The 23,418-nt window shown below is 41.0% G+C and carries 25 protein-coding genes, 1 pseudogene and 2 riboswitches; of the genes and pseudogenes, 9 read left to right on the forward strand and 17 right to left on the reverse strand.

Annotation, left to right across the window (positions count from 1 at the left end):
- Window positions 1-3: 3 nt before the first annotated feature.
- On the forward strand, window positions 4-825 hold the full coding sequence (locus ACIQZD_RS08615; RefSeq protein ID WP_402900777.1) for a glycerophosphodiester phosphodiesterase: 822 nt from the start codon (window positions 4-6) through the stop codon (window positions 823-825).
- 501 nt (window positions 826-1,326) lie between these two features.
- On the opposite strand, the gene ACIQZD_RS08620 is transcribed toward ACIQZD_RS08615, so the two are convergent.
- Window positions 1,327-1,788 (reverse strand): hypothetical protein, encoded by a 462-nt coding sequence (locus ACIQZD_RS08620; protein ID WP_402900780.1) that lies wholly within the window; start codon window positions 1,786-1,788, stop codon window positions 1,327-1,329.
- Window positions 1,789-2,086: 298 nt separating this feature from the next.
- On the opposite strand from ACIQZD_RS08620, the gene ACIQZD_RS08625 reads away from it, so the two are divergent.
- Together ACIQZD_RS08625 and yidC are read left to right on the forward strand one after the other, a co-directional pair.
- Entirely contained in the window at window positions 2,087-2,374 is a 288-nt protein-coding gene (locus ACIQZD_RS08625) for a hypothetical protein (RefSeq protein WP_283901675.1), read from the forward strand.
- Window positions 2,375-2,402: 28 nt separating this feature from the next.
- Window positions 2,403-3,188 carry a membrane protein insertase YidC gene (yidC, locus tag ACIQZD_RS08630; protein ID WP_402900785.1) on the forward strand — a complete coding sequence of 262 codons (786 nt, stop codon included), beginning with the start codon at window positions 2,403-2,405 and terminating at the stop codon, window positions 3,186-3,188.
- Between the two features lie 95 nt (window positions 3,189-3,283).
- On the opposite strand, the gene cphA is transcribed toward yidC, so the two are convergent.
- Window positions 3,284-5,905, reverse strand: coding sequence for a cyanophycin synthetase (cphA, locus tag ACIQZD_RS08635; RefSeq protein WP_402900787.1), 2,622 nt, complete (start codon window positions 5,903-5,905; stop codon window positions 3,284-3,286).
- A complete protein-coding gene (locus ACIQZD_RS08640) occupies window positions 5,902-6,717 on the reverse strand; it encodes a cyanophycinase (RefSeq protein WP_402900790.1) in 816 nt (271 codons plus the stop codon). Before ACIQZD_RS08640 ends, cphA begins: the two co-directional genes overlap by 4 nt.
- Before the next feature lie 184 nt (window positions 6,718-6,901).
- On the opposite strand from ACIQZD_RS08640, the gene ACIQZD_RS08645 reads away from it, so the two are divergent.
- Entirely contained in the window at window positions 6,902-7,324 is a 423-nt protein-coding gene (locus tag ACIQZD_RS08645; protein WP_402900793.1) for a pyridoxamine 5'-phosphate oxidase family protein, read from the forward strand.
- 244 nt (window positions 7,325-7,568) lie between these two features.
- Here the strand turns inward: ACIQZD_RS08645 and ACIQZD_RS08650 are convergent, their stop codons facing one another.
- From ACIQZD_RS08650 to ACIQZD_RS08685, 8 genes are all read right to left on the reverse strand, one after another.
- Entirely contained in the window at window positions 7,569-8,615 is a 1,047-nt protein-coding gene (locus tag ACIQZD_RS08650; protein ID WP_402900798.1) for a M42 family metallopeptidase, read from the reverse strand.
- A 94-nt stretch (window positions 8,616-8,709) separates the two neighbouring features.
- Window positions 8,710-8,847, reverse strand: a complete 138-nt coding sequence (locus tag ACIQZD_RS08655; protein ID WP_402900803.1) for a hypothetical protein — start codon at window positions 8,845-8,847, stop codon at window positions 8,710-8,712.
- Window positions 8,848-8,878: 31 nt separating this feature from the next.
- Window positions 8,879-9,067 carry a hypothetical protein gene (locus tag ACIQZD_RS08660; RefSeq protein ID WP_350301844.1) on the reverse strand — a complete coding sequence of 63 codons (189 nt, stop codon included), beginning with the start codon at window positions 9,065-9,067 and terminating at the stop codon, window positions 8,879-8,881.
- A gap of 109 nt (window positions 9,068-9,176) precedes the next feature.
- Window positions 9,177-10,940: an oligopeptide ABC transporter substrate-binding protein gene (gene opp4A / locus ACIQZD_RS08665; RefSeq protein ID WP_402900808.1), complete on the reverse strand. Its 1,764-nt coding sequence runs from the start codon at window positions 10,938-10,940 to the stop codon at window positions 9,177-9,179.
- An 18-nt stretch (window positions 10,941-10,958) separates the two neighbouring features.
- Window positions 10,959-11,858, reverse strand: a complete 900-nt coding sequence (locus tag ACIQZD_RS08670) for an ABC transporter permease (RefSeq protein WP_402902032.1) — start codon at window positions 11,856-11,858, stop codon at window positions 10,959-10,961.
- Window positions 11,859-11,880: 22 nt separating this feature from the next.
- Window positions 11,881-12,846 carry an oligopeptide ABC transporter permease gene (gene opp4B / locus ACIQZD_RS08675; protein WP_137018948.1) on the reverse strand — a complete coding sequence of 322 codons (966 nt, stop codon included), beginning with the start codon at window positions 12,844-12,846 and terminating at the stop codon, window positions 11,881-11,883.
- Between the two features lie 15 nt (window positions 12,847-12,861).
- Window positions 12,862-13,788, reverse strand: a complete 927-nt coding sequence (locus ACIQZD_RS08680; protein WP_402900813.1) for an ABC transporter ATP-binding protein — start codon at window positions 13,786-13,788, stop codon at window positions 12,862-12,864.
- Window positions 13,766-14,791: an ABC transporter ATP-binding protein gene (locus tag ACIQZD_RS08685; RefSeq protein ID WP_402900816.1), complete on the reverse strand. Its 1,026-nt coding sequence runs from the start codon at window positions 14,789-14,791 to the stop codon at window positions 13,766-13,768. Before ACIQZD_RS08685 ends, ACIQZD_RS08680 begins: the two co-directional genes overlap by 23 nt.
- Before the next feature lie 493 nt (window positions 14,792-15,284).
- Between ACIQZD_RS08685 and ACIQZD_RS08690 the strand changes: the two genes are divergently transcribed.
- Window positions 15,285-15,920: a Bax inhibitor-1/YccA family protein gene (locus ACIQZD_RS08690; protein ID WP_214743607.1), complete on the forward strand. Its 636-nt coding sequence runs from the start codon at window positions 15,285-15,287 to the stop codon at window positions 15,918-15,920.
- A gap of 203 nt (window positions 15,921-16,123) precedes the next feature.
- Here the strand turns inward: ACIQZD_RS08690 and ACIQZD_RS08695 are convergent, their stop codons facing one another.
- The 3 genes from ACIQZD_RS08695 to ACIQZD_RS08705 all read right to left on the reverse strand — a co-directional run bounded on the left by ACIQZD_RS08695 (window position 16,124) and on the right by ACIQZD_RS08705 (window position 17,892).
- Window positions 16,124-16,666, reverse strand: coding sequence for an acyl-CoA thioesterase (locus ACIQZD_RS08695; protein ID WP_034314279.1), 543 nt, complete (start codon window positions 16,664-16,666; stop codon window positions 16,124-16,126).
- Between the two features lie 131 nt (window positions 16,667-16,797).
- A complete protein-coding gene (locus ACIQZD_RS08700) occupies window positions 16,798-17,337 on the reverse strand; it encodes a M15 family metallopeptidase (protein ID WP_402900823.1) in 540 nt (179 codons plus the stop codon).
- Between the two features lie 72 nt (window positions 17,338-17,409).
- Window positions 17,410-17,892 (reverse strand): DinB family protein, encoded by a 483-nt coding sequence (locus ACIQZD_RS08705; RefSeq protein ID WP_402900826.1) that lies wholly within the window; start codon window positions 17,890-17,892, stop codon window positions 17,410-17,412.
- Between the two features lie 350 nt (window positions 17,893-18,242).
- Between ACIQZD_RS08705 and ACIQZD_RS08710 the strand changes: the two are divergent.
- Window positions 18,243-18,975, forward strand: a pseudogene (locus ACIQZD_RS08710) (ABC transporter transmembrane domain-containing protein); the annotation flags it as partial.
- A 264-nt stretch (window positions 18,976-19,239) separates the two neighbouring features.
- A complete protein-coding gene (locus ACIQZD_RS08715; protein ID WP_402902035.1) occupies window positions 19,240-19,806 on the forward strand; it encodes an ABC transporter ATP-binding protein in 567 nt (188 codons plus the stop codon).
- A gap of 147 nt (window positions 19,807-19,953) precedes the next feature.
- On the opposite strand, the gene ACIQZD_RS08720 is transcribed toward ACIQZD_RS08715, so the two are convergent.
- Window positions 19,954-20,655, reverse strand: coding sequence for a GDSL-type esterase/lipase family protein (locus ACIQZD_RS08720; protein WP_402900828.1), 702 nt, complete (start codon window positions 20,653-20,655; stop codon window positions 19,954-19,956).
- Window positions 20,656-20,874: 219 nt separating this feature from the next.
- Between ACIQZD_RS08720 and ACIQZD_RS08725 the strand changes: the two genes are divergently transcribed.
- Entirely contained in the window at window positions 20,875-21,381 is a 507-nt protein-coding gene (locus ACIQZD_RS08725) for a GNAT family N-acetyltransferase (protein WP_402900830.1), read from the forward strand.
- A 68-nt stretch (window positions 21,382-21,449) separates the two neighbouring features.
- On the opposite strand, the gene ACIQZD_RS08730 is transcribed toward ACIQZD_RS08725, so the two are convergent.
- Entirely contained in the window at window positions 21,450-21,644 is a 195-nt protein-coding gene (locus ACIQZD_RS08730) for a Spo0E family sporulation regulatory protein-aspartic acid phosphatase (protein WP_402900833.1), read from the reverse strand.
- Between the two features lie 252 nt (window positions 21,645-21,896).
- Window positions 21,897-22,085, reverse strand: a complete 189-nt coding sequence (locus ACIQZD_RS08735; RefSeq protein WP_034314291.1) for a Fur-regulated basic protein FbpA — start codon at window positions 22,083-22,085, stop codon at window positions 21,897-21,899.
- A 175-nt stretch (window positions 22,086-22,260) separates the two neighbouring features.
- A riboswitch (SAM riboswitch) is annotated at window positions 22,261-22,365 on the reverse strand.
- 157 nt (window positions 22,366-22,522) lie between these two features.
- Window positions 22,523-22,629, forward strand: a riboswitch (TPP riboswitch).
- A gap of 89 nt (window positions 22,630-22,718) precedes the next feature.
- On the opposite strand from ACIQZD_RS08735, the gene tenA reads away from it, so the two are divergent.
- Complete coding sequence (gene tenA / locus ACIQZD_RS08740; RefSeq protein ID WP_402900836.1) at window positions 22,719-23,408, forward strand: thiaminase II; 690 nt, start codon at window positions 22,719-22,721, stop codon at window positions 23,406-23,408.
- Window positions 23,409-23,418 lie beyond the last annotated feature (10 nt).

The raw sequence follows: 23,418 nt of genomic DNA on the forward strand, positions 1-23,418 counted from the left end.
AAGATGATTGCATTTTTTCTTATTATGTTGGTAACCATACTTGTCCTGTTCGCCATCTATTCTAATCGAACAAAGAGTGTTTTCCCTGAGGACTTCATAATGCAGCATTCCCCCCTTAAAATTGGACATCGCGGTGCATCTGGATATTGCCCCGAGAATACAATGGCATCTTATAATAAAGCTATTGAATTGGGAGCTGATTTCCTGGAAGTGGATATCCATCTTAGTAAAGATGATGTACTTGTGGTTCATCATGACCCAACTCTGGATCGAACCACGAACGGCAAAGGGAACATCCGTGATTACACGGCTGCCGAATTAAAGGAACTGGATGCAGGAAGCTGGTATCATTCCCGTTATAAAAACGAAAGGATTCCTTTACTAAGTGAGGTATTGGAGAATTTCGGGTCTGAAGCCGGAATCTTAATCGAATTAAAACATCCATCTGCTTATCCCGGCATAGAACAGAAACTTGCAGAGGAATTAGGAAAATTCCAGGAACATTCAACAAGTGAAAATAGGATAATGGTTCATTCGTTCGATATGGAATCCATGAAAAGGTTTCATCAATTAATGCCGGACATACAAGTGGGCGTTTTGATAAAACGGCGAATTAATGACCAAAAGTTAAAGGAGATTGCCGAGTTTGCATCATTTTTGAATCCAAAGCAAACGATTTTGAGTACGAAACTGCAAATGCGCATCCAAAAGCACGGGATGAAAGTATATACATGGACCGTCAACAATAAAAAACAAATCCGCATGTTCAAAAAGATGCAGTTAGATGGGATCATTTCTGATTTTCCTGATTATTTTTTTGATTGAATCTTTGAATGAATCCGCCTTCTTTAATAACCTTACAATTGATTTCAGAAATCCGCTCCCTTTCCGCCCGCTGTCTGCCAAGCCTCAGCAAAGCAAGCATCCAGGGGGTCTCAACTTGCCAGTTATTCGGCAGGAGTCTCGCAAATTTCTTCAATCTAATAAGGGTTACAGTAAAAAAACATTAAGGATAATCTAGTCTCGTTTTATAATCATGGTTCGGGGTGAGAACATTCCGAACCTCCTTCTTAAAAAAACATCCCCGTTGTTTTCAGCCGGAGCACTTTTTTCGGCCGTACACGCATTTATTCGACCCACACCGCACTTTATTCGACCGTTCACCATTTTATTCGACCTACACCGCACTTTATTCGGCCGTTCACCATTTTATTCGACCCACACCGCACTTTATTCGACCGTTCACCAATTAGCTCGACTACACCGTACTTTTTTCGCCCCCCCTTTTGTCCACAACTGAACAATCCGCTAATGCGGATTGTTATTTTAATAACAATGAAAGAATTGTATCTCATGCGCGTCCGTTCCATAATAGGCCCATCGCTGTTGACTTCGTCTCCATCGATAACCTGCCACGGCATTATAGCCGACATATGTGGGGTAAAACCAAAATGAGCGGCCAGTTTTAAGCCAAACATACGTATGTTTGTATAAACACCCTTTCATTGAACCAGTGTCCATTGCCTTAGACATTCCATCGTGAAGTTGTGGAGTGAATAATGGCGGAGCTATATGAGGCGGGCCTCCTCCGTGCGGCGGCCGCGGCGGCTGGTCCCCATAGGAAGGGCCAGGAGGGCCAGGAGGAGTCCTTACATCCATTATCTGATTTTCAAATGGATATGGAGCTGCCAAGAAATCATTATCCATGTTTCGGAGATGTGCATTTTGATATATATTTTCAGTACCGTTATTGTGATTCTGTTGAACGAATGAATTGTATGGTTTCATACTTTTTCACCTCATAATTGAACTTCCTTTATCCGTATGTAGACGATCGACCATATGTGCATCTTCATTCCGAATTACTTGTCTCGACTCTGGTGTTCTACAGAATCTTTAATCGGAAATTAATGACCAGAAAATATTCCCTGTTTATTTTTTGAAAAAATCCCTATATTTTTTGGCTTTCTTGTACTAGAATTTGATATAGTGTTCTTAATGATTTAAACTTATTCCAATCCCTAAATCGTTTTTTGGGGCCCAACCGAACTAAATTTTCTTATCTTAGAAAAAACGAGGGATTCCTATGTGGGAATTATTATTAGAATTCGATTATCAGACCGTTCGCCATGCGGTATGGGCAGGTTACTTATTTACCTTTGTCTTTCCACTGGCTGCGTTTTACTTCTTAAATAAAAAGCAATCACTCTTGAACGACAAATATCAAGCTTCCGTTCATTCAGATAAAAGTAAATCCCCTGTTCAGAAAGGCAGCACTTTTGACTGGCGCGGTGCACAGCGCTTTTTCACATTTATCCGGCAAAAGGATTCACCAGATGATTCCGATGAGCCAAGCCTCCTTCTCGTTGTTTAAACATTAACAATTCGAGGAGGAAATTATATTGAAGAAGAAAAACATGTTACTAATTGCCGTCCTATTTTTGGCAACTACCCTTTTGACAGGTTGTTCAGCAGCAACGAGCGGTCCATTTCATACCGCTTTGGTTAACCCGATGACAAAAATGCTAGAGTTTAATGCTGATTTATTTAATGGCAACTATGGTTTAAGCATCATCATGATGACATTTTTGATTCGCCTTGTCTTGCTTCCACTGACTGCCAAGCAATATAAAACACAGCTTAGCATGAAAACGAAGATGAATGGGCTGAAACCGGAAATGACTGCAATCCAGCAGAAAATCAAAGAGACGAAAGATCCAGCTAAACAAAAGGCCCTTCAACAGGAAATGATGCAGCTTTACCAAAAGCATGGAGTCAATCCTTTAAACATGGGCTGTTTGCCGCTCTTAATTCAAATGCCGATTCTAATGGGCTTTTATTATGCGATCCAAGGCTCCCATGAAATTGCCACCCATAGTTTCCTTTGGTACAGCCTTGGTCAGCCGAATATTGCCATGGCGATTATTGCTGGTGTCATTTATTACTTCCAATCGGTCATTTCCATGAGGCAAATGCCGGAGGAACAGCAGAAACAAATGAAGATGATGAGCCTGCTCTCACCAGCAATGATTTTATTCATTTCTTTCTCCGCTCCTGCTGCTTTGCCGTTATATTGGTCAATCGGAGGTATATTCATGATTGTTCAGTCCATTGTGCTTCAGCGAATATATAAAAAAGACCATGCCGTTGTTCCGGCTGCAAATGAAACGGTTATGAAAAAAAGCTAATCCAATTGGATTAGCTTTTTTTTCATTCAGTGAAATTTTCGCGAGTAATTGCTAGCCTTGATGGAAAGTGGATTTTCAGGGCGAAATTCACTATTTTATTTCTTCGGCAATGGATTTGTTGAAACCTTTTCGAAAAACTTCTCTACATATTCGAAATCCGTGTAAAAGAACAATAATAGGTCACCCGGTTGTGATGTTTCCCAGGCTTTTACGAATGCGTCCAATTCATTAGGTTCGATTAAGGTCCGATCTTTTTGTAACCCTGCTTCTACGGCAGCTTCCTGAAGCAGCCTGGCTACTTCGAAAGGCTCCCTGCCCCGCAAATCATCGTCTTCTTTAATGATGAACAGATCAGAATTCATGGCCGCCGCCTTGGAGAGCCTGATAAGCTCTTCATCAATGCGGTCCCCAGGTCCTGCCAAAACAGTGATAAGACGATTTTTGTTATAAGCACTGACCGTTTCGAATATTGCCTTCAATCCTGCTTCATTATGGGCATAGTCGATGATGATCGTGCGCTCCTTCAACTTTTTTAAATTAAAACGTCCTTTGGACAAATTCGTATCAGGCATAAATGTGGCAGCCTTCCTTCGTAGTTCTTCCATGGAAATTCCTTGAGTTTCAGCTGCGGCTAACGCCTGAAGTAAATTGGCGATATTATGACGTGCCATGCCGGAAATCGTTATTGGAATCTTGGTGCAATCCATAAATTGATGGATGACACCATCAGATGAATGACAGATTACACCTTGTTCATTGACGTACCAAACTTTACATCTACCATTTATTGCAGCCTTAACGTGAGGCTGGGTGGCATCAGTGGAGGTGTAAATGACCTCTCCATCTGTATAAGCGTTCATGGCAGCTACATTCGGATCATCTGCATTCAGCACACAATAGCCTGTTTTCATTACGACTTCGGCTACCAGCCTCTTTAATTTAATGAGATCATCCAAAGTATCGATTCCATCACGGCCGAGGTGATCCTCACTTACATTGGTAATGATCCCCACATCACATTTACGAAAAGCAAGACCTTCACGCAAAATCCCTCCTCTGGCCGTTTCCAATACGGCTACATCAACTTCAGGATGGGCCAATACCATTCTTGCACTGACCGGACCACTGCAGTCACCTTGATCCAAAACCTCATCGCCGATATATACTCCATCAGAATTCGTCATACCCACCTTTGTATTTTCATTAGAAAGAAAATAATGAACCAATCGGGTCGTTGTCGTCTTTCCATTTGTTCCGGTCACTGCGATGATCGGTATAGCTGCCTCTTCCCGAGTCGGAAATAAATAATCGACAATGGCCTTGCCTACATCCCTTTTTTTCCCTTCGCTCGGATAATGATGCATTCGAATTCCCGGTGCAGCATTCACTTCAATAATCGCGGTCCGTGTATGTTCCATTGGTTTTGATATATCCTCACAGATAAAATCGATTCCGGCTATATCCAAACCGATCGCTTTCGCGGCAGCAACCGACATATTCTTAATGGTGGGATGAACCTGATCCGTTACATCGATTGCCTTTCCACCAGTTGAAAGATTTGCATTGCCGACAACTTGAACCAATTCCCCTTGATTCGGAATGGTATCGAGCGTCCGATTAGATTTTTCCAAGTAACAGGTCACGGTATGTGTAAGTGGGATTTTTGACATCGGCTTCTCATGTCCTTCTCCCCGCAAATCATTACAATTTTCCTTTTCTATCAATTTACGTATCGATTCCTTACCGTTGCCAATAACATAGGGAGGAAGCCTCAAACTAGCGGCTATAAGTTCACCGTTGACTATCAGTAACCGATAATCATGTCCTTCAATATGCCGTTCGACTATGTACTTCTCCACATGCGACTCCAAACAATTGATTACATTGAATAGTTCATCCTTATTTTTGATATGGGTGATGACACCCTGCCCCTGCCTTCCATTATACGGTTTAATGACCAGCGGAAAACCCAGCCTGTCCGCCGAGGCAAAGATATCTTCGATGGAATGGGCAACTTCCCCTTCAGGTACAGGGAGGCCACACCCTCTTAAAATTGATTTGGTCAATGATTTGTCACAAGAATTCTCAACGGCAATATTCGAAGTCTGGCTGGAAATTGTCGCCTGGACATACTTCTGCCTTGTACCGGTTCCTAAACGCAGTAAGCTTTCATCACCCATTCGCTCGACAGGGATACCTTTTGCTTGTGCTGCCTTAAAAATGGCTTCGGTACTTGGCCCCAGTTTATTTTTATAATATAACTGCTCTATTTGTTTTACATAAAATTGTACATTTATATGCTTTTCACCATTCAGGATGGCTTCCGCTATATCTTTTGCTGCTAAAAAAGCTTGAAGACCTGAGTGAGGCTCCTGATAGTCAAAGGTCACATAATAAAAACCCTTCTTTTCCATCATTATCGTTTTTCCACGAATGGCTTCGATTCCGGCCAAGTTTTGAAGCTCAATCGTCATATGCTCCAATATATGTCCCATCCATGTTCCTTTTCTCAGCCTTTCGGCGAAACCGCCTCGATACCCTTTTGAACATGTATGGCTTCCCAAGTTCGGGAGCGCCTTTAACAATTTTTCATTGAATCCGGGTATTGAATCAGATGGTTTCTGTTCCAGTTCCCCTATATCCAATTCAATGCAAATCGTCGGTGAATAAGCAAAATAATTAGGTCCTTTTAAATAACGGACTCGATTGATTATCATTGTTGGATCCCCTTTTTCATCAACAATTTCCTTTTAAGCAGGTCAAAACGGTATCCCCTGGTTAGTGCATGAAGGTTAAATCCCGAAAGAGTCAACTCTTCACTGCCATTTTCCGAAGATGTGATATTGATATAATCACTGGTGCTGCCATCAAGAACCAATACTTGATGTTGGCCAACTACTTCAAAAAGACCGTCTTTAACTAAAATTGCTGTATTTTCATCAATGCCAATACCCATAATTTCCTTTTTCCCTGCTATCGCACTTAACAGGCGGTCAAAGCGTCCACGCTGGGAAAAATGTTGATCGATTATCAAACCGTCAAGAAAGCCGAACCCTACCCCAATCTCAACCTTTAACTTATTGTCATTCAGCATCGTGTCAGCAGCAATGATCATATGCTTACCTAAAATGGAAGCGCCAGCACTTGTCCCTGCTATCACCATTCCTTTATGCCAGGCTTTAGAAAGGGCATCGTGGAATTTGGTTTTTCCAATCAGCTCAAACAATCGGCTTTGGTTTCCCCCTGAAATGAAGATGGCGGAAAAAGATGTCAGCTGTTCACAAATTGCCAGGTCATCTGCATCCTGCCTTGAATCCAGCTTGATCACCTCCACCCTGCCCACGCCTAAATCCCTGAAAATCTTGATATACTCTGTACTCACTTCCTCAGGAATTTCACTCGCTGTAGGCAATATTCCTATTCCGCCATCCCCATTACGGGTTGCAAGCTCGACAAATTTATTTAATACTTCACCTTCAAGGCACTTATCCTCTGCCCCGCCAATGATAAGTAATTCACCACAATTCATTCATCATACTCACCTTTACAAATGGATTAACATCATGAAATTGCTCAAAATAGAACACATAATGACTAGTATGGCAACTTCTATCAATCTTCATTCATAAAAATGGCAAACTGCAGAATTTTGTTTAACTTAATGAAAAGAGAGGAAAAGTAATAGAGTAAAAAAATAAAAGGAGTGTGCAAAAATGAGCCAAAACCAAATAAAAGAAAAAGTATTGAACATCATCCGTGATCATAAAATAGGAGTTTTATCTTCAGTTGAAAACAACAAACCACATTCACGCTATATGACATTCTTTAACGATGATTTAACTTTATACACACCAACGAGTGGAAAGACGGAAAAAATTGATGAAATTGAAAAGAATCCTAATGTTCATATCCTGATCGGCTATGATAATAAAGGATTGGGCGATTCTTACCTGGAAATATCAGGTACCTCGAAAATAAACGATTCGCAGGAACTGAAGGATAAATTATGGAATGAATCATTTGAAGATTGGTTCGAAGGTCCGAAAGATCCGAATTATTTAATCCTGCAAATTAAGCCGGAAAGCGTCCGGTTGATGAACAACAACGGTGAACCTCCACAAGAATTATCATTGTAAATCTTTATTTTTTGTACTTTCGCCAATTCACGAGTATTACGCTCAAACTCACGAGTAAATGGCCCAAACTTACGAGTAAAACACCAAAACTCACGAGTATTTGATCGAAATTCACGAGTAATACGCCAAATCACGAGTAAATGACCGAAATTCACGTACATTTCACTAAAAACACAGTACTATAATAAAAATATCGCTAAAAAACAGTTAAAAGCCCGCACATGAGTGCGGGCTTTTTTCACGATTATACCAACTCTGATTGGATATAGTGCAAAATCAGATTGGCTGTATGCTTTAATGAAGAGACATGTGTCCGCTCGAAGGCATGTGAAGCATCGATCCCCGGTCCGATCAGGCCATGTACGACATCATACCCTGCCCGGATTGCAGCGGAAGCGTCCGATCCATAATATGGATAAATATCGACGCGGTAGTCGACGGCATTTGCTTGGGCAAGTGAGACTAAATGCTGACGGAGTTTATAATGATATGGACCTGAGGAGTCTTTTGCGCAAATGGATACGCTGAATTCATCCGTCGATTGTCCATCACCGATCGCGCCCATATCGACTGCTAGATATTCGACTGTTTCCTCAGGGATATTGGAATTTCCGCCATAGCCGATTTCTTCATTGTTGGAAATCAGGAAATGGGTCGTATATGCCAATTTTATTTTTCCTGCGGAAATGAGATCAATGATATGAAGGAGGATGCCAACGCTAGCTTTATCATCCAAATGCCTTGATTTCAAAAAGCCTGTATCCGTCACTTCCACTCTCGGTTCAAAGGAGACAAAATCTCCAACAGAAATGCCAATGGCCTCGGTTTCCGCTTTGGTTTTCACGACAGCATCTATCCTGACCTCTATTGTCTCATCATCCCGCTTGGCATCACCGGCATTTTTATATACGTGGACAGAGGTCTGATTGATTAAAATGGTCCCGGTGATAATGGCTCCGTCAGCTGTATGGATTTTACAATACTCCCCTTCCACTGAGTTCCAGCGGAAACCGCCGATCATCGTCAATTTAAGGCGGCCATTCGCCTTGATTTCCTTTACCATGGCCCCCAGAGTATCGACATGGGCAGTCAGCAAACGATGTTTGCCATCATTTTCGCCTTTTAATGAAGCAAGCAATGCCCCTTTATTCGTGATCTTGTAAGGAACCTTCCTCTGCTCCATGAAATCGGCCGCGTATTTTATGGCTTGCTCTGTATAGCCGGAGGGGCTGGGTATGGACACCAATTCTTTTATGTAAGATACAATTTCTTTTTCTTCGATCACACTCATGCGTATCATCTCTCCTTTCCACTTTGTTCATTATATCTTTTCATGGCAAATTTTAACATATTTAAGACCGCCAAAAGGCGGTCCTTTCATCGATTTAACCCATAAAGGCCAAGACAGGCAACATGGCCATAGCTAATGTTGCAATTCCATATAACGCTAAATTCTCCATAGTCACTTTTCTTTTCCACTTATCGCGCCATACTTTGTATCTGTCCATATCCTCGTTTCTCATAAAAAAACCTCCTTCATGATGAAAGTTCAACTTACTTCAACTGTCTTTGTTTGTTGGACATTTCCTTCATATATTCCAAGAAGGCAATTCTCTTTTCGTCTGGATAGGCTGTAATGTCTGCAATGATTTCCTCTTCAAGAGGTTTCAGTAAACGGCCAACCGATTCAGTAAACAATATTTCTAACTCTCTCTTTGTTTCATTAGGATTTCTCACTTCCATCAATATCACCCTTCCAATTACTTACTATTATCTATATAACCTTTATCCACTTCATTGAAACGCAAAAAAATCGGCTGCCTATATAGGCAGCCGATAGTCATCAATTAAATTATTTCGTTACACCGACATTATGCCACTGATATTGGCGGCCTGCGAGATAATCATAACCTGTAACGCGTTCATTCACTCCAGCCAATTGATAACGGAATAATGTCGGAATGACCGGAACCTCTTCATGGATCAATTCCTGCCACTCATTATACGTATCGATTCGATATTGATCATCGAAGGCTTCCTCTGAAATCCCTTTAGCAAGAAGCTCATCATTTTTTTCATTCACCCAACGGGTATAGTTAAATTCTGCGGATCTGGACCATATTCCTGATGGATCCGGATCGGAAGCGACACCCCATGCAGCTGAATATACATCAACTTCGTCATTATCCTTTTTCAGCAGGTCATAGAATGAATTGAATTCATGCAGCCTTCCATCCTGCAATTCGACGTCCAAACCTACTTGTTCCCATTGCTGGATATAATATTTCGCTAGTGGCTCAGAAACATCGGAACCGCTCATGGAAGCAAAATTGATCTTGAACTCTTTTCCATCCGCATCTTCACGAATGCCATCGTTATTCGTATCTACAAATCCTGCTTCATCCAAAAGTTTTTTAGCTTTTTCAGGATTATATTCATATGGTTTTACATCTTTATTGTTATATTTAAAGTTCGGTGTAATGACAGAGTTGGCAGGGAAGCGAAGGCCCTTGAACATCTTTTCGCCAACTTCTTCATTATTGATGGCATATGCCATTGCCTGACGAAGGCGTTTGTCACCGAATTTCGGATTCTCATCCATAACATTTTCTTCTTTTTCCTTATCATAATGGCCGAAGTTAAAGCCAATATAGGAATAAGCCAATTCAACTTTCCCCAATAATTCGACATTAACCAATTCCTTGGCCTGATCATATTGCTCAGCCAGGACCTCCGCTACATCGAGGTCGCCATTTTCAAGTGACTTGACGACAACAGACGGATTCACGACTTTTAATGTGACACTGTCCAATTTAGGTTCACCGCGGTAATAATCTTTATTCGCTTCGAATTCGACCGCTTCCCCTTGAACGATTTTCTTCACTTTGAATGGTCCAAAACCAATCGGATTTTTACGGATTTTATCCGAAGATTCCAACTCTGCAATCGGAACATCTTTTAAGTATTCTTTATGAAGCGGGTATGTCCATAATCCAGTCGTGACGGAAGGATTCGCTTTTTTGAAAGTGAAAGTAATTTTCTTGTCGTCGACTTTTATGCCTGAAATCTTGTCCGCTTTCCCTTCATGATACTCCTCCATACCCTCGATTAAAGCCATTTGTTCATCATAGCGTACACCTTTATAATCTTTGCTTCCCATGACAAGGTATGCATATTCTAAATCAGCACCTGTCACAGGTTTTCCATCATGCCATTTCACATTATCCTTAATCGTCAGCGTAACCGTTTTATGATCATCCGAAATCTCATAGGAAGCGGCACCTTCATTCGTATATACATAGTTTTCGTCTGTATCCAATAAATCTTCATCAAAGAATGTGATAACTTGGTTATCGGGTTCGCCTTGATAGAAAACTTTGTTTAATATCCCTTCAAACGGGGTATCGGAAACCAAACCATATGTCAAATGGCCGCCTTTAATCGGCTCTCCTTGATTTGTCGTCTTTGTCGGGAATTTAGAGGTATCGACCTGTTCGACATCTTTCCCTTTTTTCTCTTTCGTTGACGATTTCTCCGTATCATTCGAACATGCAGCAAGCAGTAGAGACGAAATGGCCAATGCACTTAATACCTTACTGTAGCTTTTGATTTTCATATCATACACTCCCCTTTTTTATGCTCTTCTTTGTCTTGCATCGGCTGCGCGTTTTAACGCTTGACCAACGAAATTTATACTCAGCATCAACACTAAAATCATGAGTGATGCGGGTACCCATATCCACCACTTGTTTTCCAGAACATCTGGATTACGAGCATAACTGATGAGCGTACCTAAACTCGGTGTGCTCTCCGGAAGACCGAACCCTAAGAAAGTCAAACTGGATTCTAGGCCAATATTGCCAGCAAGGTTCAAAATGAAGTTAACGATGATCAGTGAACTGACATTGGGCAGAAGCTGAAACAGGATGATTTTCCAATGTGGCGTCCCGAGTGTCTGTGAGGCGTGGATATAATCCAGCTCACGCTCTGACAAAGCCTTTGAACGAATCAACCGGGCCTTACCTGTCCATAAAAACATCGTCATGATTAAAATGAAAACATATACATTGAAGATCGGTACAATCGTGACTACAACGATGATGAACATCAATTGCGGCAGGGCAATCACGAAATCGATGACGCGCATGATCACATTATCGGTTGCCCCGCCGAAGTAGCCAGCCAGAAGCCCTAATGATAAACCGATGATAGCGGTGAATAATGTTATGAATAAACTGATCGTGAATGAATTTCTGGTACCCACTATCAATTGTGCAAATACATCCCGGCCGCCATAATCGGTTCCAAGCCAATAGTCTGAAGATGGTTCCATATAAATGGAGAGAAAATCGACCTTGGCTATTTCCTTGGCGTCCATGAAGAGCGACGCACCGTAAACAAAAATCAATATGGCTGCTAATATAATCAATGAGCCCATGGCAAGCTTATCCTTTTTGATTTCCTGCCAGATGATTTTGATTCCTGAAGGGCTCACATCTTTCACTTGTATGTTCTTTCCGGTTTCTACTTTCATTTCCATACGACTCACCCCGCTCCTATTCTATCCGTATACGCGGATCGACCGCACTAAGTATGATGTCCGAAAGAAGAGTGCCAAGCAGAGTGGCAAATCCCGTCATCATGACGATGGCCGTGACAACGCTGAAATCCCGCAGACTGACTGAACTAAGGAAAAGCTGCCCCAGACCCGGATAACTGAAAATGGTCTCGATTATGACCGCGCCGCCGATCAATCCAGTAATTTCATAACCTAAGAATGCCGCTATCGGTAAAAAGGAATTTCTCAGGATATGCCGTGAATATACTTTTGATTCAGGCACTCCCTTCGAACGCGCTGTCCTTACGAAATCCTTGATTTTATTATCGATGATTTCATTTCGCAAATATTGGATCGTACTTGTTGTTGCAATTAAAGCTGTACTTAAAGCTGGTAAAATCAAATGATTGATCTTGCTTACAACATAGGCGAATGTTCCTTCATCCACCTTTGAATCGACACTGCCACCAGACGGGAACCAATCCAGGGCAAATCCGAAAACGAATAGCATGATTAAAGCAAAAATGAAAATCGGCGTGCCAAATCCTACATAGCTATAACCCGTAACGGTTTTATCCACCCAGGTATCGTTATACCTTCCGCTAAGTATGCCTAATGGAATCGCAAGCATATATGTAAAGATCAGCGTGACCAACGCCAGGAACACCGTGTTCCAAAGCCTGTCTTCGATAACATCCATGACGGGCGTCTTATGTGTATAGGAAATACCGAAATCCCCCTGTACTGCATTGGATGCCCACCTTATATATTGTTGGTACCAAGGGTCATTCAAACCCAGTTCTTCCCTGATCCTATCAAGCTCGGCCGGGTTGGCCCTAGGATTGATTTCCTGACCTGACAGTGCATCTCCCGGCATTGCTTTTGCCATCATGAAAACGATGATGCTCAATAAAAAGAGCTGCGGGATCATAACTAATAAACGCCTTAGGATAAACTTCCACATATTCCTTCCACCTCCTTATTGTAATGCGACTCTATGTGTCGATGAGATTGGCTTCAAATCGTAGGCACGTCCATTCTCATCGAAATATTTTGAGTATGTTGACTCATATTCCGAGGTGAGTTTTTTTCTAAGCTGCACTTTTTCTTCGCGAACTTCCGGCTCTAAATCCGGAATGGCGGCAATCAGGCGCTTCGTGTATATATGTTGCGGATTTTCATAGATTTCCTCGCTTTTGCCTTCCTCTACCAATCTACCGCGATACATAACGCCCATCCGGTCACACATATGCCGGATTACACCTAAGTCATGCCCGACAAATAAATAAGTCAAATTGAACTCCTGTTGGAGATCCTGAAGGAAATTCAATACCTGTGCCTGAACGGAAACATCCAGTGCTGACACCGGTTCATCCGCAATGATCAGTTTAGGTTTCAATGTCAAAGACCTGGCAATCCCAATCCGCTGGCGCTGCCCCCCTGAAAATTCATGAGGATACTTGTGAATCGACTCCGGACTGAGTCCGACTTTGTCCAAGAAGTCCTGGACGATTTTCTTTTCCTCTGAAGGTGATAACCGTTCGAAGTTCCTCAGCGGTTCGGCAATGATGTCAAGTACCCTCTTCTTGGGATTCAATGATGAATACGGGTCTTGGAAAATCATTTGGATATCTTTTCTAAATGGTTTAATTTCTTTTCTACTTAAAGATGCTAAATCCCTGCCTTCAAACAGGATTTGTCCGGATGTGACATCATTCAGCTTGACCACTGCCTTGCCTGTCGTGGACTTGCCGCTTCCGGATTCCCCGACCAAACCATATGTTTCCCCTTGCTGCAACTCAAAGGAAACACCGTCCACGGCCTTTACGTGATCAACCACCCTTCTGAAAAAACCGCCCCTTATTGGAAAATGCACTTTCAGATTATCTAATTTGAGTAATGTCATGGGCCGATGCATCTCCTTCAGCTTGAAAATAAAATTCTTTATAGCACGTACAGCGTACAAAATGATCGTTGCCCACTTCGTGAAGCCGGGGTGTCTCTTCATGCGCATGCTTAGGTATCCAAGGTATCCTAGCTTGGAAGCGACATCCTATCCGATCCATTTTCGCTATCGATGGAACGATTCCTTCGATAACGTGCAAACGGTTTTTCTCGTTTGCAGCCGAAGGTATCGAATTTAATAACGACCTCGTATATGGATGCAGCGGATTGTTGAATATCTCTTTAACACTTCCCGTTTCCACTACCTGACCTGCATACATGACAACGATCCTGTCAGCGACCTCTGCTACGACGCTAAGATCATGTGTAATTAAGATGATCCCCATTTTTGTCCTGCTTTGGATCTCCTTCAGCAGATCAAGTATTTGTGCTTGAATCGTAACATCCAGTGCCGTCGTGGGTTCATCGGCAATGACCAGTGCAGGGTTGCAAGCAATGGCAATCGATATCATTGCCCTTTGCCGCATTCCGCCCGAGAGCTCATGCGGATATTGCTTGTACGTCCGTTCAGGATATGGAATTCCCACTTGTGTCAAGAGTTCGATCGTCCTGTTCTTTTTTTCAGCACTGGAGAGTTCAGTATGGTAATCAAGATTCTCCTCGATCTGTTTTCCTATGGTCATGAGCGGGTTCAAAGCCGTTAATGGTTCCTGGAATATCATACCTAATTCCTTACCACGGACTTTATTCATTTGCACATCATTCAACTTTAGTAGATTTTGACCTTTATAATTGATATTTCCTTCGGATTTCGTTCTCTGCTTATTATGTAATTGCATGATAGTTAAGGCCAAGGCACTCTTTCCACAACCTGATTCTCCAACAACTGCTACAATTTCATTTTCATTCACCGTAAACGAAACATCATCCACCGCTGCATGATATTTGTTACCGATTCGGAATGAGGTAGTTAGGTTCTCTATTTGTAAAATAGCATTCTTCATCCTTGCTCCCCCTAAACTATTTTATCGGGAAAATAATTAATCTTCTGATAATTAGTTAAAATTTTAATCAATTTTTTACATTTATACAATAGTTTTTATAGAAAATAATCACATTTTTTTCAGATTTTATAACTTTAGGAATAATTTTCTGCAATAAAAAATCGTTTCCTTTATAACTGTTATACAGTAAAGTTTTGAAGTCCGATTAAATATATAGAATCAATAATTTTGAATTTATTATTTCAAGATAGCTTTTTTAAAGTTTATGCCCATTTATTGAACTTGTCGTTTTACGTAACGCGGAATGGTTCTGATTGAAGTATTTTGATATTTCAGAAAAATTAGTATATTTGTAAGAATATCATAGAAAAGGTAATTACTTCATATATATTTCAATACTTTTAAAAAAACACCAAATTTTCATGTAATGCAATGAAACCTTTTTAAAACAGATTCGTAGAAAACGGTAGAAAATAAATGATGAGGTGATTGAATGTATTCACAAACTGTACAAACATATATGCCGTCCGTCATGCGGACGTTCGCTTTATCACTTGCCGTTTCCGTTTTAGGGATGGCTCTCGGCACTCTTGTACCGCCATCGTTGTTTCTTCCCTTGGCGATACTTGAGATCGCCATGTTGATTGGAGCATTCATATTGCGGAGGAAAAAAGCCATCGGCTACACATTTTTGTATAGTTTCACGTTGATTTCTGGAATTACGACCTATCCGATCATCGCACACTACCTAGCTGCTGCAGGGGCAAATGTGGTGATCCTGGCAGGTGTTACGACGACAGTCGTATTTGGAGGACTGGCGGTTTATGCCACAACCACCAAAAGGGACCTTTCTTTCTTGGGAGGAATGTTATTTGCGGCCTTGCTAGCTTTAGTGGTCATTAGCATTTTCAACATTTTCTCTCCATTAAGCTCTACAGCCATGCTGGTCTTTTCCTTTATCGGGATTTTAGTTTTCAGTGGTTATATTTTATATGATTTCAATCGAATGAAGCATTACGGGGTAACAGCCGAAGAAGTACCGCTCATGGCCTTGAATCTATATCTTGATTTCATTAACCTATTCATTAACATCTTGCGCTTCTTTGGTATTTTAGCAAGCGATGACTAAAGTGCTAATCGTATCAAACCCAGCAAGATAACATAAGAAAGACGCTTGGACTTATCCAAGCGTCTTTTCACATTTCTTTCCCATACAGTTAAGGTAAGATGTGAGTACTGATTTCCCCAAAACTCCTGGCAATGAATTAAAGACCAAATCACAATGAATTTGGTCTCAATCATTAATAAGAACAGCAGAAGGGATGGGGTATCTTATTTATATAATCCTGGATTTGATTGATCGGTCCATGGCAGTTTCACTCCGAAAGTACTTGCAATGAACTGTGTATCTTCCCTTCGTTTTTTCCTTATTTGGGCCCGTTGTTTTGCTGATTCATTTAAATTCATTTCCATCTCTGTTTCAGGAACCAAACGCGGAACCGGAATTGGTTTACCTTCTTCATTAATGGCAACAAATGTCAAGAATGAAATGACGCATAAATTCCGGGCTCCTGTAACTAAATCCTCTGCAATCACCTTTACGATGATTTCCATTGATGTTCTCCCTGTATACGTCACGAAGCTTTCAAGGCAAACTGCATTTCCTTCGTGAATAGGATGCAGGAAATCGACAGAATCAGTTGATGCAGTAACGACGTTGCTTCGCGCATGACGCATGGCTGATATAGCCGCTACATCATCAATGTATGCCATTAATTTGCCTCCGAACATCGTACCAATATTATTTGTATCCGGCGGGAGGACAAGGCTTGTTTTTATGACCAAAGAGTCCCGGCAATTTTTTGTTTCTTCCATGGTGACTGCACTCCTTTATGTCTGATTTCTCACTAGTCCACTTTATCGAATTCTTACCTGTAAAGCAATTCACATGCTTATTTTCCTGCTATTAGTCAAAATTATGCGGCTAATAATGAAGCCAACCGCTTTCACTGCCCTTTTGGCTGCTTGCCTTGCTGCAGCTCACGCAGGCTTAAGCCAAATGTCATTTGTAAATGCGGATAATCCTTGAACCCTGCCCAATCCCCTCCCCAATCGAAACCTAACCCTTTAGCGATGGTCACGACTTCCATCCAATCTGACTTTCCATTATCGTTGCCGTCATAACTCATGTCCCAAATGGCCTCGCCTTGTTTGTTAAGGAGGGCAAAATCTATCGCCAACCCGAAATTATGCAGCGACTCGGCACCTCTTGCATTCGTTACGATGTTGCCCGAGTCTGATCTGCCCTTTTCATAGAGCTCATTTTGCTCGGCTAAAGACCGGAACCCCGCCGTAATGATAACCGGGATGCCTTTGTCATTAGCCAATTGAATGAGCTCGTCTTTTTTTTCGGCGACGATCGGATTCAGCTCGTCAGTCAGTTCGATTTCATCCAGATCAGGAGGAAGCATATACTTGAACAAAAGCCCCAGTAACAATCCAAAAAAGCCCAATACCAAACATGTCCTTACCCAAGTGGCTTTCACTGAAAAATCCTTCCTTTACGAATAACTGTATGAAAGTGAAAAACTCAACCAAAGACGGATGAGTTTCTTCTATTATAACTTTGCTTTCAATTCTTCAATTTGCAATAAATGCCGTTTTTCATGTAGTCCCACGAACGGGATCCATTGCTTTAAGCTTAAATCTTTAAACAAAGGATGTGGAAAAGACTTTTGTTCGAGATCAATTTCCTTTGCATGGTCAACGATCTGTATAAAAGCCTTTCGGGATTCGGACAACTTTTCCTTAACCTCACTCAAAGTTTGGTATGATTCTGACGGAATGACAAATGGCGGGGCCTGGACCTTCACTTCACGATTTAAAGTAAGCTCGATCGGTTTATCCACAGCAGGAATGCTATCGTCGCTTTTCAATTTATCGGATATGCTCTTTGTTATGGCCCTCTCCATTAAATATAAATGCTCCAATACCTGGATGATGCTCCATCGTCCAGTTTCAGGATGGGCGTTCAGCTGTTCATCCGATAGTCCGTTGACCGCATTTAAAAGCTCTTCCCTGATTTTTTCATTTTCATTCATTTTTAGCATCTCCTCTTATAAGCCTCGCTAATCTCCTTTAATTATTCCATGTCCTATAGGAAAGTGTAAAATAATAATACTTTTTGACAGAAACGAACCGATTAAAAGTTGTCTATTTTTTGAAAAGCTCTATGATAGTCATTAAGGTAAATTTCAAATGACTTTCAAAATTCATCATGGATAGTCTAATAGGAGTGATCGCTATGAGTGGAGGACATATTCCATTCAGCCACAAAGGCCGCAGTGCCATGCATGCAATACCCTCAAAAGGAAGCATATGGTTGATGCTCAAACAAATGTTCAATCGGGTACCATCCAAATGGAAGTTCTGCACTTTGACTTTATGTATCATGCTTTTCATTTCATTGCTTGAATTCTCCATCCCCCAGTTGACGCAGTTTACGATTGATAAAGTCATTCCCGAAAAAAGATATGATTTGTTAATCTGGATTGGCACAGGAATTCTTTGTGCTAGCATCTTATTGGCTTTACTGAACTACTTTAACAGCTATATCGTTTCCAAGGTCGGTCAAAAGGCTATTATGGATATACGGAATAACATGTATGACCACATTCAAACACTGGATATGAAATTCTTTGACAAAAACCGTACTGGTGACTTAATGTCCCGGTTGACCAATGATGTCAACTTACTGCAGCAGCTCATCTCTTCGAGCATGCTTCAAGTCTTGACAGACACGGTGACTTTCATTGCCGTGGCGGTATATATGCTTTTCATTAACTGGAAGCTGACCATTGTCCTTCTTTTTACATTCTTTCATGTTCTATATCACAAGGGTATTCGGGAAACGCATCAGGATGTCATTTAGGTCTGTGCAAAGTTCCGCAGGAGATGTCAGCAACCAGTTACAGGATTCCATTTCAGGAATGCGGCTCATTCAATCTTTTACAAATGAAGAATTCGAATCAAGGCGGTTTGCCGAGCGTAATCAGGAAAACATGGCTGCGAACGTTAGATCCGTTCGGCTACGTTCCATGTTCGGTCCGATTATTGATTTACTGAACAATATCGGTCTTGTAGCAGTCATTGTGTTCGGTGCCTGGCAAGTGATGGAAGGTGAATTCACAATAGGATTAATCGTGGCCTTCCTCGCCTATTTGAGGTTGCTGCAGAGTCCCGTTCGCAATTTTAGCCGGGTCATCAGCATTGTCCAGCAATCAGCCGCCGCCTTTGAGCGGATAACTGAAATATTGGAAACACAACCTGAAATAAGTGACAAGGGAAATGCCATTGAACTCCCTTCCATAAAAAAGCAAATTGAATTTCAATGTGTTGATTTTTCTTATGATGAGAGTGTTCCTGTACTCAGCAATTTAAACCTGACCATGAAAGCTGGTCAAGTAACCGCTCTGGTCGGCTCCTCTGGTGCAGGAAAATCGACCATCACGAGCCTTTTGATCCGATTTTATGATCCGCAAGATGGGACAATTAAAATGGATGGCCATGATATCAAAAATGTATCACTGAAATCATTAAGGGGACAAATGGGAGTTGTCTCCCAGGATATCATTTTATTCAACGGTTCCATCCGTGATAACATCGTGTATGGAAAACTTGATGCTACAGATGATGAAATCATTGAATCCGCCAAAGCGGCAAATGCGCATGACTTTATCAGTGCCTTTCCTGATGGTTATGATTCTCAAATTGGAGAGCGCGGAGTCAAGCTTTCAGGCGGACAAAAACAGCGGATTGCCATTGCCAGGGCACTTTTGAAAAATCCGCAAATCATCATTCTCGATGAAGCAACGGCGGCATTGGATACAGAATCCGAACATTTGATACAGGAAGCTTTGTCACGTTTATTGATAAACCGGACTTCAATAGTCATTGCTCATCGTTTATCGACCATTCATGATGCCGATCAAATAATCGTCCTGGAAAAAGGGTAGGTTCATGAAAAAGGAACACATGAACAGTTATTGCAAAACAACGGCAGATACAAGCAACTCCATGACTTGCAGTTCCCTCAGCTAAAAGCCATATTAAATTCCTAGCAAGCAAAAATGCACAGAATGCCTTTCTGTGCATTTTTGCTTTCATTTGAAATCATAACTTTCCAAAACCCGATTCGCAATGAGCTGATACCCTTTTTCATTCGGATGTAACTTATCACTGAAATACTCTGTTTTCTTTTTACCTTCAAAAAGATCATTCGTAGGAATGAATAACATCCTTTTGTCTTTATCCGCTATTCCCTTTATTGACTGGTTATAATCGCGAATGTGCTTTTCAAGTTTTTGATTTCCTTTAATTGGGTTATATAGTCCCACTACCAGAATATCCGCTTTATCGTTTGCCTTTATCAGTGTTGACGTAATCTTTTTCAGATGGCTGATATACTCCCGTTTACCCTCATTGATTTTTCGATCACTGATTTTCTCCAAGTCCCCGCCGTTACTATTGATCAAGTCATTCGTTCCGATATAAACGATGAAAGTATCGGCTTCATCAAGTTTCGTTTTAATGCGGTAATCATCAAGCTGTTTCATCACCCCATCCGTTTCCTGGCCTTTTATACCGTAATTCCAAAAACTCACTTTTTGTTCCGATTCCGGATTATTCAATTCATCCTCCAGGCCTTCTATATATCCTTCCCCGTCCTTATCCCCTTTTCCATAGGTTAACGAATCTCCAAAAGCCATCACCCTTTGCACATCTTCCGACTCCGAGGCCTGAAATTCATATGCAGCAAAACATATAACCAGTACTATAATCAAAAAAACTGACAATTTTTTCATTTGGTTCTCCTCTGTCTTTTTACTAGAAGTATTTAATCCTTTACATACCCCAAAAACCTGCAGACTTAACATAAAAAAAGAATTGTCAGATAAAGAGTAAAGAGTGTATGATAATAAAAAACTTTCAATGGATTGGGTGTCATTCACCGTCCCTTAAACAAAAAACGGGATTACCCTTCATTCTGGAGATTGAATAAATGATAGTTAGGAGTTTAAATCATGGAAGAGCACATAGAGTTTATAGAGGCAGAACTATCTGATCTACCCAGAATTGTAGAAATATATAATTCGACAATTGCTTCAAGAATGGTCACGGCGGATACGGAACCTGTATCCGTCCAATCGAGGGTTAAATGGTTTGAGGAACATCATTCAGAAAGTAGACCGCTATATATCATTACTATAGAAGGGAAGACTGCTGGATGGATGAGCTTTCAATCCTTCTATGGCCGACCGGCATATAATTCCACTGCCGAAATCAGCATTTATATTGATGATTATTTCCGGGGAAAAGGAATTGGACAAATTTCGATCCAAAAGGCAATTGAATTGAGTCCAAAAATAGGTATTAAAACTTTATTGGGCTTCATTTTCGCCCACAATATACCAAGCCTTAAGCTTTTTTCCAAATTCGGGTTTGAAGAATGGGCACATTTACCTCAAGTTGCCGAGCTGGATGGCATTGAGCGGGATTTGATCATTCTTGGTAAACGTGTCGATATTTAATTTTATTCTTTAGAGCTATTGCCTTGAGCAGTAGCTTTTTCAAATTAATACAGGTCGATTTGGCTAATTTAAAAATACCTATATGCTTTTTGGAGGGAATAATATTCAGACTCTCTTTTTCTTGCTAACGCATTTAATAGTGTATCCAATTCTTGACTGGCTTGAACAGTTAGCAGACTTGTTAAGCCATAACTTGCTGCCAATTTGATCATTTCCTGTCTCTTTTCTTCTACCCTTTCTATAGTTACCTTACGGCAAGGCATATATGTCACCTCCCATTTATTCAATTTTTTTACACTTTCATCATAATGAAACTACTAGTTAAAATCAACTATTTTTCAGAAATAAAATGTGTTATTTTATAGGTTAAATGTGACAAAACACCTACTTCATTCTTTAATTATGTATATTTTATGTCATTTCCTATTAAACGCAAAAAAGCATCCACTAGTGTAGACTGTGAATGCTTACATCATATCCCTTATCCAAGAACCCAAAATATAGTCCATCGCTTACTATGTCATCCATTCAGAAGGTGACTCGTTATTAGGTCTATTTATAACAATCTTATATTCATCTTCAAGCACTTTTAATGGGGCATCATAAAGGTGCCTTTCATCAGAGGTTTTGTATACTCCATTGGCCAATAGCTCTTCAATGAGCTTTGCCTTCCTCTGTTCAATCCTCTTAAATAATTCTGCCATGTAAATGGCTCCTTTCCTAGTCATCCTAGAGCCTGCTTCTAGTTAGCTAACTTTATCAACTTATTTGATTTTCACCAAATTATATATACCTTTTCTATTATGTCACTAAACGTTATTTCCCAAAAATAAAAGCCCCTTCTAATTCAAGAAGAGGCTGACAGTATCCGTGCGGCTCTTCTTATCTTCCAAGCATATGCTTGTTGGATTTAGCACAGTTCCCAAAACGGGTCCGCTGCCGAGGTTTCTTTGGGCCAAGTCCCTCCACCTCTCTGGATAAGAATTCGATATATAAATGTTGTAGAAATGATTCTATCCTAATAATCATCAAAAGTCAATTACCTGGTTCTCCCTTTTTTCCTGGACATAAAGTGCTCCCTCTTCAAATACGGGTTGCATTTTCTTGTCTTTCTGATATGATGTCAGTAATTACATACAATTCACACCACTAGGGGAGTCTTTTTTTTAAGACTGAGATGGAAATAGTTCCGGACCCTTTGAACCTGAACCGGCTCATACCGGCGGAGGGAAGTGGATGATATCGTCCATTTACAGACTATATCCATCTACCCCGTTCCGTATTCAGGAGCGGGGTTTTTCATTATTAAGGGGAACCATTCTAAAGGAGGATGAACAATGGAGAATATTAAAACAGAAACATTCAGTGATAGACTTCATGCACGGGCAAAAGAGATTTGGAAAAGGAACCATTCACATCCCTTTGTCCAGGCAATTGGAAACGGTACGCTTTCTGAAAAGAAATTTGCCTATTACCTGAAGCAGGACTATATCTATCTCATGGATTATTCCAAGCTCTTTGCTTTAGGTGTCATCAAAGCTCATAACATCGAAACCATGGCAAAGTTTGCGAGTATTTTAAATGAAACCCTTCAAGTGGAAATGGATATCCATCGGCAGTATGCTTCCGAATTCGGGATCAGTTCCAAGGAATTGGAAGATACAGAACCTACTCCCACCACTCTAGCCTATACAGGTTACATGCTAAATGCAGCTCAGCATGGGACTTTGGCAGACTTGATCGCCTGTCTCCTGCCCTGCGCTTGGGATTATTATGAAATCGGTTTGCTATTAAAAGAACAAAATGGAGCAGCATTGGAAAACAATCGCTACGCAGATTGGATAAGGTCCTATTCATCACCTGAATTCGGGGAAGCACACAAGTGGCTGATCGCATTGTTGGAAGAATTGACGGAAGGCATGCCAGAAAAGGAACTTCTTAGATTAGAAAAGCACTTTTTGGTTACTTCCCGATATGAATATTTATTCTGGGATATGGTTCAAAATGAGCAGGATTGGCCGCTGTAGGTCGCAGACA

Source organism: Peribacillus sp. NPDC096447 (assembly GCF_044762725.1).
Lineage (GTDB): Bacteria > Bacillota > Bacilli > Bacillales > DSM-1321 > Peribacillus.

Coding starts and splice junctions, on each gene's coding strand:
- ACIQZD_RS08615 (WP_402900777.1), top strand. CDS start 4: ATGATTGCATTTTTTCTTATTATGTTGGTAACCATACTTGTCCTGTTC.
- ACIQZD_RS08620 (WP_402900780.1), bottom strand. CDS start 1,788: ATGAAACCATACAATTCATTCGTTCAACAGAATCACAATAACGGTACT.
- ACIQZD_RS08625 (WP_283901675.1), top strand. CDS start 2,087: ATGTGGGAATTATTATTAGAATTCGATTATCAGACCGTTCGCCATGCG.
- cphA (WP_402900787.1), bottom strand. CDS start 5,905: ATGATAATCAATCGAGTCCGTTATTTAAAAGGACCTAATTATTTTGCT.
- ACIQZD_RS08640 (WP_402900790.1), bottom strand. CDS start 6,717: ATGAATTGTGGTGAATTACTTATCATTGGCGGGGCAGAGGATAAGTGC.
- ACIQZD_RS08645 (WP_402900793.1), top strand. CDS start 6,902: ATGAGCCAAAACCAAATAAAAGAAAAAGTATTGAACATCATCCGTGAT.
- ACIQZD_RS08650 (WP_402900798.1), bottom strand. CDS start 8,615: ATGAGTGTGATCGAAGAAAAAGAAATTGTATCTTACATAAAAGAATTG.
- ACIQZD_RS08655 (WP_402900803.1), bottom strand. CDS start 8,847: ATGAGAAACGAGGATATGGACAGATACAAAGTATGGCGCGATAAGTGG.
- ACIQZD_RS08660 (WP_350301844.1), bottom strand. CDS start 9,067: ATGGAAGTGAGAAATCCTAATGAAACAAAGAGAGAGTTAGAAATATTG.
- opp4A (WP_402900808.1), bottom strand. CDS start 10,940: ATGAAAATCAAAAGCTACAGTAAGGTATTAAGTGCATTGGCCATTTCG.
- ACIQZD_RS08670 (WP_402902032.1), bottom strand. CDS start 11,858: ATGAAAGTAGAAACCGGAAAGAACATACAAGTGAAAGATGTGAGCCCT.
- opp4B (WP_137018948.1), bottom strand. CDS start 12,846: ATGTGGAAGTTTATCCTAAGGCGTTTATTAGTTATGATCCCGCAGCTC.
- ACIQZD_RS08680 (WP_402900813.1), bottom strand. CDS start 13,788: ATGACATTACTCAAATTAGATAATCTGAAAGTGCATTTTCCAATAAGG.
- ACIQZD_RS08685 (WP_402900816.1), bottom strand. CDS start 14,791: ATGAAGAATGCTATTTTACAAATAGAGAACCTAACTACCTCATTCCGA.
- ACIQZD_RS08690 (WP_214743607.1), top strand. CDS start 15,285: ATGTATTCACAAACTGTACAAACATATATGCCGTCCGTCATGCGGACG.
- ACIQZD_RS08695 (WP_034314279.1), bottom strand. CDS start 16,666: ATGGAAGAAACAAAAAATTGCCGGGACTCTTTGGTCATAAAAACAAGC.
- ACIQZD_RS08705 (WP_402900826.1), bottom strand. CDS start 17,892: ATGAATGAAAATGAAAAAATCAGGGAAGAGCTTTTAAATGCGGTCAAC.
- ACIQZD_RS08715 (WP_402902035.1), top strand. CDS start 19,240: ATGAAAGCTGGTCAAGTAACCGCTCTGGTCGGCTCCTCTGGTGCAGGA.
- ACIQZD_RS08720 (WP_402900828.1), bottom strand. CDS start 20,655: ATGAAAAAATTGTCAGTTTTTTTGATTATAGTACTGGTTATATGTTTT.
- ACIQZD_RS08725 (WP_402900830.1), top strand. CDS start 20,875: ATGGAAGAGCACATAGAGTTTATAGAGGCAGAACTATCTGATCTACCC.
- ACIQZD_RS08730 (WP_402900833.1), bottom strand. CDS start 21,644: ATGCCTTGCCGTAAGGTAACTATAGAAAGGGTAGAAGAAAAGAGACAG.
- ACIQZD_RS08735 (WP_034314291.1), bottom strand. CDS start 22,085: ATGGCAGAATTATTTAAGAGGATTGAACAGAGGAAGGCAAAGCTCATT.
- tenA (WP_402900836.1), top strand. CDS start 22,719: ATGGAGAATATTAAAACAGAAACATTCAGTGATAGACTTCATGCACGG.